The organism is Bacteroidia bacterium (genome assembly GCA_020852255.1).
Taxonomy (GTDB): Bacteria; Bacteroidota; Bacteroidia; order JADZBD01; family JADZBD01; genus JADZBD01.
The window spans coordinates 1-12,434 of record JADZBD010000008.1; the positions used below are offsets into that span (position 1 = coordinate 1).

The following is a 12,434-nucleotide window of genomic DNA, read 5'->3' on the forward strand; positions in this document are numbered from 1 at the left end:
AAGAAGTTGTTACGGTGGGGCAGGCGTTCACACTCGCGCCGGTGGTTGCAGAGAGTGCAGTTGCCGGTGTCCATGTGTACGTAGTGGCGCCGGTAGCGGTAAGCGTTGCGCAGGCATTTTGGCAAATGGTTGCATTGGGAACGTTCACTGTCGGCAATGGGTTAACAGTTACAGTTACTACATGCGTATCCGTACAGCTGTTGGCGTTGGTTCCTGTGACGGTATAGGAAGTTGTAACGGTAGGACAAGCGTTTACGCTCGCGCCGGTGGTTGCAGAGAGCGCGGTGGACGGAGTCCAGGTGTAGGAAGTAGCACCCGTGGCGGTAAGTGTGGCGCAGGTGTTCAGGCAAATCGCCGCGTTGGGAACGTTCACTGTCGGTAAAGGATTAACCGTTACGGTGATCACATGCGTATCCGTACAGCTGTTGGCGTTGGTGCCGGTAATGGTGTATGACGTGGTAACGGTAGGACACGCGTTTACACTGGCACCTGTGGTTGCAGAAAGCGCTGTGGACGGAGTCCAGGTATACGTAGTTGCGCCTGATACAGTGAGGGTGGCGCAGTTATTCTGGCAGATGGTGGCATTGGCACCCGTGACGGTTGGTAAGGGATTAACAGTGACAGTTACAACGTGGGTATCCGTACATCCGTTAATGTCGGTTCCGGTTACGGTGTAGTTCGTGGTAACGGTAGGACAGGCGTTCACGCTCGCGCCGGTAGTTGCCGACAGCGCAGTGGACGGTGTCCATGTGTAAGTACTTGCTCCGGTTGCAGTGAGTGTGGCACAACTGTTTTGGCAAATGGTTGCATTGGGTACACTCACGGTTGGCAGGGGATTTACTGTGACCGTTCGCGTAGTAGTGGCTGTACATCCGTTCAATCCGGTTCCGGTAACCGTATAGGTGGTAGTAACCGTCGGGCATGCCGTAACGCTCGCGCCGGTTGTGGCGCTTAGTGCAGTACTTGGAGTCCAGGTATACGTATTTGCACCCGAAGCGGTGAGGGGAGTACAACTATTGATACAAACCGACGCCGGGTTAGGTGCAACGGTAATTGTGGGTGCCGGATTAACGGTGACGGTGGTAGTATTTGTGAACGTATTCACCGCGCAACCATTCACGGTAACCATGGCGGTGTATGTGGTAGTTACGGAAGGACAAACGACTACATTGGGTCCGGTTCCGATCTGAGTGGATCCTTGCCACCAGGTTTGGCTGTAGGTGATCGGCCCGTTGGGTACGAATCGTTTTCCGTCATTAGCGGCGGTCCACTGAGTAGGCCAGTTCCTTCCGGCAACAACTGTTGCCAGCGTTCCGGTGGCGTTATGAAGTCCCTGAATGGCAGCACCTGCGTTCCATGTTGTACAAAGGGGTTTGTTCCAGATGAACATGTCAATCATGTTCGTGGTTTCGTAGAGTACGATCTGCTGCTGTGCTATCATTGAGTTGCAGGAGAACGAGAACATGGGAACCTGATACCAGGTTACAACAAAAGCGCGGCAGGGAGCAGTTCCTGTGACATAATAGCGGACGTCACTCTGACTTCCTACGGAGGGATCAATATCATGCCAGGGTCCCATAACGGAATTGATGGGATTCGCCGCGTTGGGAATGGCAGCATTGATCGGCCACTGGCAATAGCCTCCGGCATATGGAAGATTAAAAGAAATCAGACCGTTCGATCCTATCACGCACTGGGTGTAGGTATTCCCGTAAAACTGGAAACAGAAACCAATATTGATCACCTGGCTCCAGGTGTCGTCAATGTTGATCAGTACAGATGTTCCTCCCGTTCCAAAGGGAACAAAAGCCTGGTTGGCCACGGTATAACTGGTAGTTTGACGTGTAGGATAGTGCGTCATCGAAAGTGTGGTACACTGGTTGGCGCACACGGTACCTGTGGTCACGTTCGGGTAGGGACAAGGAATTGTTTGTGACCGGAGAAAGAGGCTTGTAAAAGTTGCAAGAGTCAGAAGAACTTTGCGCAGAGATGGGGAACGATACATTGGAACGATTTTGAACGGTTATTATAGTCAGACAAAAGTATTGGGAAAATGGTTGCAACTCGCTGAAAATCAGATAGTCGACAAATCACCTGTTTTTGAAGACGAATGCCCCTTTTTTCCAGACGAATGAAATTTAGCAGAAAATAGTTGATTAGGACTACGAACGATCAAGGCATCCGGCAGCCAATCACCAGGATATCGTCAATTTGGGGGAGTTCACCTTTCCAGCTGGTCCAGGCTTTTTCCAATGCTCTTTTCTGATCAGCCAGGGGCGTGTTTTGAATGGACTGAAGGAGCTCCTGACAGCGTCCTTCCATAAATTTTTCTTCATCCGGCCCTCCGAACTGATCACAAAATCCATCCGTCAGAATGTAGAAAGTATCTCCGGTTTTTAATTCCAGTTCGGCCTTCTCAAAAACGGGTGCTTTTTTTGTAACGAGTCCCACCGGCTGCTTCCCGATCTTCAATTTTTCACCTTTTCCGTTCCGGAAATAAAAGAGCGGTCTTCCTGTAGCGGCGTATTCCAGTTTTTTTTCTTTGTGATGAACCACACACAGACTTACATCCATTCCATCTACGGTATCGCTTTCGATCTCATTTTTTTTCAGGCTGTTCACTACTCCCTGGTGGAGTTTTTCAAGCAGCGCTTTGGGATCGTTGATCTTCAGATCATTTGCGATATGGTTCAAAAGATTATTTCCGATGAGCGACATAAATGCACCGGGAACTCCGTGACCTGTGCAATCTACCGCGGCAATGAGGGTGCAGCCGTTTTGTGTGGTGAACCAGTAAAAATCCCCGCTGACAATATCTTTAGGACGAAAGAAGATAAAGGCTTCCGGAATAAGATCATTGAGTCGTTCCGGGTTCGGCAGAATGGATTCCTGGATGCGCCGGGCGTAGTGAATGGATGAAGTAATGTCCTTGTTTTTTTTTCCGATGAGCACATTTTGTTTCTCCACCAGTTCTTTTTCTTCCCGGAGCTCCCGCGTTTTCAGACTCACCTGTTGTTCAAGATACAGCTGCACTGCTTTCATACGTTTTAAGCGCAGGGTAATAAAAAGCCATATGGTAAAGGCCAGAAAGAGGAGCAGGCTGCCGGTGAACCACCAGGTCTTCCAGAACGGCGGAGTTAGCGTAAATGAGTACGACAGAAAATCTTCAGACCACACACCGTCTCCGTTGCAGGCCCTGAACTGAAATTCGAATTTTCCGGGCGGCAGATTGGAATAGGTAACTGTGGCGTCCGTGGAAGGCAGTGACCAGTCTTTATCAATTCCTTCAACGCGATAGGAGAAAAGTATGCCGGAGGATTTCTGATAGCTCAGCGCGGACATTTCAAATGTCAGATGATTTTTACTATACGGAAATTCAGGTGATCCGGGAAGAAGTTCATTGTAACCTGTTTCGCCGAATTCAGTTAGATCTTCCTCCCGGAAAAACAGCCGGATACCGCCCAGCCGGAGCAGGGGAGGCGTCGTGTTCATTTTATCCTTTGACGGATCATAACGGAACAATCCTTTGATGCTTCCAAACCATATATTTCCGTTGTGTTCTTTCCATACGGATGCCGTATTGCATTCCACGCCAAAAAAACCTTCTGCCTTCCCGTAATGTACGGTGTGAACTTTACCTGATTTTTCCCATTCTCTTATATTCAGTTTATCAATGCCATTATTGGTTCCCACCAGCAGCAAAGAATCATTGATGAATGCAATGGCATAAACGGTATTGGAAGAAAGTCCTTCCATCCGTGTGATTTTTCTTACTTCTTTCTTCACAGGATCAACACAACTGATTCCTCCGAAATTTCCTGTCCAGATGCGGCCGTTTTTATCCTCCGTAATAGTCAGTACCACGTCGTCTGCCAGACCTTCGGCGGCGGAGTACCTTTCGAAGCGGATGCTGTCTCCGTCTTCCTTCACTTTTAAAATCCCACCCCCGGAAGTTCCCACCCAGATATCACCCTTTTCCGATTCGTACACTCTGAGGAAACGATCGGTACCCGTTCCCTGCGGTTTGAAAAAATGCTGAATGTTTTTTCCCCTTATCAGGTTCAGTCCGTTGGCAGTAGCAATCCACACACGCTCTTTTGAATCATGAAAAACAGCTCTCACATTATTGGAACTTAGTCCTGCTTTCTCATCCAGTTTGCGGAAACCTGAGCCGTTGTAAATGAAAATTCCGCTGCCATAGGTGGTGATCCAGATGTCTCCTTTCTGATCTTCTGTAACGGACCATACTTTTTCGTCCGTCAGGCCTTCCTTCTTGCCGTAGTGTGTATACTTTGTTCCGTCGAATCGTGTTACGCCTTCCTGGTTTCCGTACCACCATTCTCCGCCGGAAGTTTTCAGAATGGAGAGGATCATCTCTGAACTCATCCCTTGTTCTTTCCCGTAGGAGGTGAACAGCTGTTTGCCCAGCCGGGCAGCACCGTTACCGTCTGTCCCAACCCAGAGATTTCCCTCGTGATCTTCCGTTACGCAGAAATGGCCGTCCACTCCCAATCCTTCTGCCCTCCCGTACTTAGTCCAAACACCGTTCTGCACATAATGAATACCGAAATCCAGGGTAGCTACCCAGTATCCGCCCTTCACCGAAGGAAGAAGATCACGCACAATCATTTTTACTTCCGGGGGCAGGGGCGCATGAATGACGGTGATTTCACCGCCGGGATTCATTTTACACATTCCTCTTTCGGTACCAATCAGCAGTTCACCGTTCCATTCCATGAATGCATGAACGGCGGAATGCGGTAAGCCATTTTCGGTGGTCCGGTTGCTGATTTTAAGACCGGGACTTATTTCGAAAAATCCTTTGGTTGTTGTACCGGCATAGAGCATGCCATTCGAATGCAGGTAAAGGCTGGATATCACCAACCCTTCCAGTTCGTTGACCGGCGTTACTTTACCGGAGGAGAAAAAGAAAAGTCCTTTACTGGTTCCGAACCAGACTTTTCCACCGGGTTCTGCTGCTACGCTGCGGATCATGAGATCAGCAAGAACGTTTAATTCAGCAGGCACCGGCACGGGTTTTCCCTTGTGAATCCGGCTAACGCCTTTGGCAGTGGCAAGCCAGATGCCGGTTCCTGTATCAGCGGCCATGTCATATACAAGATCGTTACACAAGCCATCCGCCATCGTGAAGGTCCGGAAACGCTTCCCGTCGTACCGGCTCGCACCGCCTCCGTCTGTACCGAACCAGATATAACCCTGTTTATCCTGCAGAATGCAATGGACCTGTGATTGAGGAATTCCTTCATCAATGGAAAAAATGGTGAAATTTTGTCTCTGGGACAGAATTCTACCCGGAATCAGCAGCAGGAACAGGAGCGTCAGCCGCAGAAGAGACATTCTAAAAAGTATGGTAAGAGAAGGACAAACCGGAGAGCTCCTCAAATTCCTCACCGGCTTCTTTTATATCCTCGTCGCCGGTTTTATAGTACCATTGGATCTGAACAGTTTTGTTTTTTCCGCTGAGGGTGGAAAGTTTGTTCAGCATATCGAAGATCGGTTTATACGATGAGGAATTGAAATATTTCAGTTTAAAAACGAAAATTGTCTGCGGATTCGGATCAGAAACATACAGATCAATCCAGGCGAGAATACTTCCATAGAATTCGCGGGTGTCTTCCGGGTATGATTTTCCGGATAGTTCGAACACGCCTCCTGTTGAATCCAGCGTCACCGCGGGCGTGTCGGCCGTGGCTTCGATCCTCAGTGGATCCATCATCAGTTTATTTTAGGGAAGTGTATATGAAGATCAAGCGAGAAAAACGTTACCCGGTCGTTCAGGGGTTTGAATTTAAAGATGAACTCGTCGCATTTCCTTGCAATACTGATCAGGCCGAGGCCTGCGCCGGATTTTTCGCTGAGCTCGGTTGTTCCCAGCACGGATTTGTGCAAGGTCTTTAGTTCTTCCTTATTCAGCGGACCAATGCGGTTCAGCCTTTCTTTCAGCCGGTCCACCTCTTCGTTGAGCACAAGGTTTCCGGTTTTAACCGAATATCCTTTCTTATCCTTGCACACGAGAACAATTCCGGGTTTTTGCTCGCTCCCTGATTCGTTTACTGCTCCATACTTACGGATATTCTGCATGCATTCTACCATCACCGAGAAAACACGGGCCCTAACCAGCGTGGCGCCGCCCTGTACGCCCGGATTTCTTTCAGCGAGCAATAGAATGGCGTTCACCAGGTCCTGGTTAAAATCACCTTTAAAGGAAAGAATGATGTTTTCCCGTTCGCACTCTTCAAACCAGTTGAAGACGAGCTTGGTTCTGTCCTGCGTTTCCTGCATGGGGGTAGTGTTAAGTGCTTCTAATATACAAAAAAACCGGATTACTTCTCCCCGAGAATGGTAATGGGCCTGATCTTTCGCTTCAGGCGAAGCTGAAATCGTTCGGTCGTATGCTGTACAATATGCTCTTTCATGTGCAGTACATCGTCTGTAAAGAGGAACAGTTCCAGATCTGCCGCATCGATGGTTCCCTGTTCCTTCATGAAGAGCAGATGTTCCTGCAATTCTCTGTGATAATCCCTTCCCATCAGCACCACGGGAAAGCGCTTCATTTTTCCGGTTTGTATCAGGGTAAGGGCTTCAAAAAATTCATCGAGGGTGCCGTATCCGCCGGGCAGCACCACAAAGGCAAAGGAGTATTTGGAGAGAAGTACCTTTCTAACGAAAAAGAAATCAATGCTCACCCAGCGGTCGAGGTACGGATTCGGTTTTTGTTCCATCGGAAGAACGATGTTGCATCCCACCGACTTCCCGCCGGCTTCCTGCGCCCCTCTGTTGGCCGCTTCCATGATTCCGGGTCCTCCTCCTGTCATTACCGTAAAACCGGCCCGGGCCAGCTCTGCGCCCGCATTTCTTGCCATTGCATAATAGACATCTCCCTCCCGGAACCGGGCCGAACCGAAGACAGTAACGCATGGATTTAAAAAGTGAAATTTCCGGAACCCGCGCAAAAACTGCATACACACCCTGAAAACAAATCCCAGTTCCCAGCTTCTGGTGTTCGGACCTTCAAAAAATACCTGCTCGTCGTGTTTCCGCCTCGGATTCATGCTGTAAAGGTAACATCATGATCCGAATGTCATCCGTTCTGCCTGCTCTATTTGGGTTTCACAATAACCGAATGTGATTTCCAGGCAGCCAGTTCTCCTAATTGCTTTGAGATCTTATCGGCCCAGGTCTTCTGCTTTACCGCGTCTTTGCCGCTGTTGGTTTCAGTATTGTATTTGGCCAGTTCGCTGTTCCTGGCCATCAGGTTTGCTTTGTACATGCTCTGCATGAAAGTGCTGTACGTGGCTTTGCTGAAAGCATAGGTGGAGAATTCCTTCCTCAGCTTCCGGGCCCAGACTTCGTACAGATCAAATTTGGTTTGCTCATGGAACAGTTGCTCCTTGGTTTTCCGCTCCGGCTTTACATACGAATCCTCCGGGTAAAAAATCGGCATGGTCTCCACAATTATGGTATCGCCGGATTTCGACTGAAAGTGGTTGTAAAATGTGGAGATCAGTGACATCACCTCCACTGCCCGTGTATTATTCCAGTTTCCTTTATAGTCCTTCCACGTTAGTTTGCGTGTGGCTGTCCATTCCAGCCGTTCCGGCTGCTTGGGATGCTTATGCCCGTCGTCGTGTTGATGGCCTTTATGATCCTGTTCCTGCGGGTGCGGCGTTACCGGCGGGAATAATCCCACCATCAGTCCCATTAACGGAATAAAGAAGAAGCGGATAATCATAGCATATGCTTTTTCAGATTAACGCAAAAATCGTTCCAATCAGTGAACCACGCTCATTCGCAGTGCGGGTCCGTTTCCAAGACGGTAAAAATACACTCCGGGTTGCAGCACGGAAGTATTTAGGCGGATGCTGCCTGTGCCGGATGGAACCGGTTCTTCCATCACTTTTCTTCCCGTGATATCATAAACCAGCAGAGGAACTCCCGGCGTAACGCCGCTGAAGTTAATAAAGGTGTACTGGTCTGCAGGATTCGGCATATTCTGCTCTGTTTGCTGAAGGGGTTCCTCTGCAGTACCGGTAGGCGATTGTACGATTTTTTCCACCAGAACATCATCGAAGTAGAAGCCGTCGGCGGAGCCCCCGTTGTCGGTGTTGATCTCGAAACGTATAAGTATGTTCATTCCGATAAAGTTGTCAAGGGGCATGGTTTCTTTTTTCCAGCCAAACACATAGGCATCATATACAGGCTCGCCCGGATCCTGGTATCCATTTCCGGTTTTAGTGTATTTTCCGCACAGGGGAGTCCATGTATTTCCTCCGTCGGAACTGGCTTTCACCTGTACCCAGTCGAAGTTCGTTTCCAGTTCCCACCGCGCATAAAAGGAGAGTTGTGCTGTAACAGCGTTGCTGAGATTCAGACTGGAGGTGGTGATGGTTTCGTAGGCGTTATTGGAATAATTTCCGGAAGGAGAGTCTGTGATGGAACTTCCGGGCGACCAGAATTGCTGGGTAGTGGTGCCCCATCCGTTATTCGTGAAACCTGTCAGATTGCTTCCGTTGTTGGAAAAAACAATCGTACTCCAGCCGAAGCGCTTCACAATGGTATCCCGCAAGGTAAACGCACCGTTATTGACCTCGATAACATATTTAAACACTTGTCCGCCCGCCAGGTTTCCCATCAGTGTATAGGAGATGGAGTCACTGACCTCCTGGAGAAGGCCGAGGGAAGAATATGTTTTCGGAGGCCCAACGGATGTAATTTCCGGACCGAGCGGAACAATCGTAACGGTATATGTTCCGGGCGCATCCATTCCGAGTCGCTTGATACGGTAATTCAGATAACCGGCGGTGGCGGAAATATAATTCGGTTCATCGTCTGTGGTGTAAGCGTATTTGAGTACGAGATGGCAGGCGTGCAGGTTCTGCCAGATATTTTCTTTGCAGATATCAATAATACGGCTTTGCGGCGGCCAAAAGCCTTCGTCGCTGAGCCCGGCTTCCGGAGTAAATGCAAAAATCTTTGGTTTGGTAGATTGTTCACCGTACATCCAGTCGTCTGAAACACCGTTAGCGGTATACAACACGGTTTGATTCGCAGTACCGTAGCTGTATTTATTATACGTTGTCAGGTGATCTCCGTACGTGGTGAACTGAGCCGAATCAGGAGTGTAGATATTGGCGTCGTAGCCCCAGGGATAGATCATGAGATTCCCGTAGGTGTGGTAGTTCAGGCAAAGCCGGAACTGATGCTGGTTGCAGAAATCGCGCAGGTTTTGTGTTTCGGGTTCTGAAAAGGCGGAAGGACCGCGGTAAGTACTGGAGTTTGTATTAGGTGAGGATCCGTTGTTATCAAAACCCCAGTTGTAGCCATAATTTCTGTTCAGGTCTACGCCGTAAGTACCATCGCCGTTGTTCCGGCGGTTCTTTCTCCACATCCCGCCTCCGTTTGGATTGGTGGTCTGGTTGTACATGTATCCGTCGGGATTAACCAGCGGCACGAAATACATTTCACTGTTATCAACAAGGTACTGTACTTCCGGATCGGTAGCATAGTTTTCCAGCAGATAATACATATACATAATCAGCTGTGCCACTGAGGCAGGTTCGCGGGCGTGGTGCACCCCGGTGTACAGAATCTCCGGTTCATTTTCATCTACCGACGGGTTATCGGAAATCTTCAGCCAGTAAAGGGGCCGGCTTTGGGTGGTCTGGTAAGGTAAAGTTGCCTTTTGCTTGATCAGATTCGGATAAAGGGTGTACATATTATCCAGGTGGGAAATAATCTCGTTATAGGTGAAAAAACCTCCCATACTGCCAAGTGTAAAGTTCGATGGAGTGGGATAGGTAGGCGGTGCAGTGCATCCGATCGACTGGGTTTGGCTGTGTACCTTTTGTGAATTTTCAAGATACCATGCCTGCACATCCGGAATGATCACTTCCGTCTGAAATCCTTTGGAACGGATCAGGTCTAGCTCCGTAGCTGAGAAATCGTTGATAATCCAGAAACCGGGTTTACAAACGCCGTGGTCCAGTTCGAGCCCGAGCGAAGAAAGGGTTTCTGTTCCGTTGGCACCGGTGTATACTTTAACCCTGGAGTAAACCTCCTGCTGCGACCACAGGGCGGCAGGTAGAAAGAGAAGGAAAATGCAATATCTCAGCATATACAAAGGTTTGAACTTACAAGGTACGGAATTGGAAACGAGAACGCAAAATATCAGTGAACGGCCTGACAAGCAGTCACTTGAAAAAACGAGTACATTTGAGGTATGGATTCCGGAAGCAAACTAACCGATGGCCTGAATGCAGAAGACTATTACGTTTCGGAGGAAGGGCATCTTGTGTTTACTGAAAAGTATCATCTGAAACGGGGGCATTGCTGCCAGAGCGGATGTAAGCATTGTCCGTATGGTTTTAATCCGCGAACGGGCTTGTTTGATAAAAAGAAGGAAATCAAAAATGGATATTAAAAAATTTCGCCGGCTGATCTTACAGGGAATCCCTTCCCGGCTACCGCAAACCAGACCCCTGGATCCGTCCTTGAACCACGCCCCGGTCAGAAAGAATATTCTCTCAGGGGAAGAAAAGAAGCTGGCCGTTCGGAATGCGCTGCGTTATTTTCCGAAAAAACATCACGCTGTTCTGGCCGCGGAATTTGCAGCGGAGCTGAAACACTACGGGAGAATATATATGTACCGTTTCCGGCCGGATTATAAAATCTGGGCACGGCCGGTTGGCGATTTTCCGGCCAGAAGCAAACAGGCGGCCGCCATCATGCATATGTTGTCGAATAATCTGGACCAGGCGGTGGCTCAGCACCCCGATGAGCTGATCACCTACGGAGGAAACGGCGCGGTGTTCCAGAACTGGGCGCAATATCTTTTAACAATGAAATACCTGGCGGAAATGACCGACCGCCAGACACTGGTTTTGTATTCGGGACATCCGCTCGGATTATTCCCGTCGCACCCGGAGGCCCCCCGTGCCGTGATCACCAACGGAATGATGATTCCGAATTATAGTAAGCAGGACGACTGGGAGAAATTCAATGCATTGGGTGTAACACAGTATGGGCAGATGACGGCAGGATCGTTCATGTATATTGGCCCGCAGGGAATTGTGCACGGCACCACCATTACGGTGATGAACGCCGCGCGTAAATTTGCGGGCGGGTCAATGGCAGGGAAAGTATTTGTGAGTTCCGGTTTGGGCGGGATGAGCGGAGCACAGCCGAAAGCAGCGGTGATCGCCGGTGGGATAGGGGTGATTGCAGAAGTAAATCCCAAAGCGGTGTTTACCAGACATTCACAGGGCTGGGTCAACGAGGTTTTTACGGATCTCGGGCTCCTTATTAAAAGAATTGAAAAAGCAAGACAGGCAAAAGAGGCTGTTTCGCTTGCCTACCAGGGGAATGTGGTGGATTTGTGGGAGAAATTCGCGGAAGAAAACGTAAAAGTGGAACTGGGATCGGATCAAACTTCCCTTCACAATCCCTGGTCGGGCGGATACTACCCGGCAGGTTTTTCTTTCGATGAGTCAGTGAAAATGCTGTCCTCAGATCCTGTACGCTTCAAGGCGGAGGTACAGCGCTCACTGGTTCGTCACTCCAATGCGGTCAATAATATGTGCGCACGGGGAATGTATTTTTTTGACTACGGAAATGCTTTTCTCCTGGAAGCCTCCCGCGCGGGCGCTGATGTGCTCAAGGCCGATGGTAATTTTAAATACCCAAGCTATATTCAGGATATTCTCGGACCCATGTGTTTCGATTTCGGTTTCGGTCCCTTCCGTTGGGTTTGTACCAGCGGCAAAGCGGAGGATCTGGCAACCACCGATGCGCTGGCACTAAAAGTGCTGATGCAGCTGTACAGAAAAGCCCCGGCAGATATTAAACAGCAGCTGGCGGATAATATTACCTGGATCAAAGAGGCTCAGAAAAATAATCTGGTGGTAGGGTCGAAGGCCAGAATATTATATGCCGATGCACAGGCACGCATACAGATTGCCACGGAATTTAACAAGGCCATTAAGGCAAAACGTCTGAAAGGTCCGGTGGTGCTGGGGAGAGATCATCATGATGTATCCGGAACGGATTCACCCTACAGGGAAACTTCTAATATTTATGATGGCTCGCGCTTCACTGCAGATATGGCAGTGCAGAATTTTGCGGGCGATGCTTTCCGGGGTGCCACATGGGTGTCGTTGCATAATGGCGGAGGCGTAGGCTGGGGTGAAGTAATCAACGGAGGTTTCGGATTGGTGCTGGATGGTTCCAAAGACGCCCGGCGCCGACTGGAACAAATGCTGTTCTGGGATGTTAATAACGGGATCGCCCGCAGAGCCTGGGCACGCAATAACGAAGCAATGACTGCTCTGCGCCGTGAAATGAACCGAACGAAAGGACTTACTGTTACCTGGCCGAATATCGCGGAGGATGAACTTTTGGACCAACTCGGATTTTAA

The 12,434-nt window shown here is 49.3% G+C and carries 9 protein-coding genes; 2 read left to right on the plus strand and 7 right to left on the minus strand.

The genetic code is table 11. The annotated features are described in order from the left end of the window. The 7 genes from IT233_05535 to IT233_05565 all read right to left on the minus strand — a co-directional run. Positions 1–2,005 (minus strand): hypothetical protein (locus IT233_05535; GenBank protein ID MCC7302084.1); only part of this gene is annotated, 2,005 nt, incomplete at its 3' end. 167 nt (positions 2,006–2,172) lie between these two features. Beyond that, positions 2,173–5,358, minus strand: coding sequence for a SpoIIE family protein phosphatase (locus IT233_05540; GenBank protein MCC7302085.1), 3,186 nt, complete (start codon positions 5,356–5,358; stop codon positions 2,173–2,175). A gap of 1 nt (position 5,359) precedes the next feature. Next, the gene (locus IT233_05545) at positions 5,360–5,734 is read right to left on the minus strand and encodes a DUF1987 domain-containing protein (protein MCC7302086.1); all 375 of its coding nucleotides are present in this window, start codon (positions 5,732–5,734) and stop codon (positions 5,360–5,362) included. Positions 5,735–5,736: 2 nt separating this feature from the next. Next, a complete protein-coding gene (locus IT233_05550; GenBank protein MCC7302087.1) occupies positions 5,737–6,303 on the minus strand; it encodes a hypothetical protein in 567 nt (188 codons plus the stop codon). 41 nt (positions 6,304–6,344) lie between these two features. Next, a complete protein-coding gene (locus tag IT233_05555) occupies positions 6,345–7,073 on the minus strand; it encodes a TIGR00730 family Rossman fold protein (GenBank protein ID MCC7302088.1) in 729 nt (242 codons plus the stop codon). Between the two features lie 47 nt (positions 7,074–7,120). Beyond that, positions 7,121–7,753, minus strand: a complete 633-nt coding sequence (locus IT233_05560; protein MCC7302089.1) for a hypothetical protein — start codon at positions 7,751–7,753, stop codon at positions 7,121–7,123. 39 nt (positions 7,754–7,792) lie between these two features. After that, positions 7,793–10,135, minus strand: coding sequence for an immune inhibitor A (locus IT233_05565; GenBank protein MCC7302090.1), 2,343 nt, complete (start codon positions 10,133–10,135; stop codon positions 7,793–7,795). Positions 10,136–10,240: 105 nt separating this feature from the next. Here IT233_05565 and IT233_05570 point away from each other — a divergent pair, with 105 nt between their 5' ends. Beyond that, positions 10,241–10,441: a hypothetical protein gene (locus tag IT233_05570; GenBank protein ID MCC7302091.1), complete on the plus strand. Its 201-nt coding sequence runs from the start codon at positions 10,241–10,243 to the stop codon at positions 10,439–10,441. After that, positions 10,431–12,434: a urocanate hydratase gene (locus tag IT233_05575; GenBank protein ID MCC7302092.1), complete on the plus strand. Its 2,004-nt coding sequence runs from the start codon at positions 10,431–10,433 to the stop codon at positions 12,432–12,434. Before IT233_05570 ends, IT233_05575 begins: the two co-directional genes overlap by 11 nt.

Coding starts and splice junctions, on each gene's coding strand:
- IT233_05540 (MCC7302085.1), bottom strand. CDS start 5,358: ATGTCTCTTCTGCGGCTGACGCTCCTGTTCCTGCTGCTGATTCCGGGT.
- IT233_05545 (MCC7302086.1), bottom strand. CDS start 5,734: ATGGATCCACTGAGGATCGAAGCCACGGCCGACACGCCCGCGGTGACG.
- IT233_05550 (MCC7302087.1), bottom strand. CDS start 6,303: ATGCAGGAAACGCAGGACAGAACCAAGCTCGTCTTCAACTGGTTTGAA.
- IT233_05555 (MCC7302088.1), bottom strand. CDS start 7,073: ATGAATCCGAGGCGGAAACACGACGAGCAGGTATTTTTTGAAGGTCCG.
- IT233_05560 (MCC7302089.1), bottom strand. CDS start 7,753: ATGATTATCCGCTTCTTCTTTATTCCGTTAATGGGACTGATGGTGGGA.
- IT233_05565 (MCC7302090.1), bottom strand. CDS start 10,135: ATGCTGAGATATTGCATTTTCCTTCTCTTTCTACCTGCCGCCCTGTGG.
- IT233_05570 (MCC7302091.1), top strand. CDS start 10,241: ATGGATTCCGGAAGCAAACTAACCGATGGCCTGAATGCAGAAGACTAT.
- IT233_05575 (MCC7302092.1), top strand. CDS start 10,431: ATGGATATTAAAAAATTTCGCCGGCTGATCTTACAGGGAATCCCTTCC.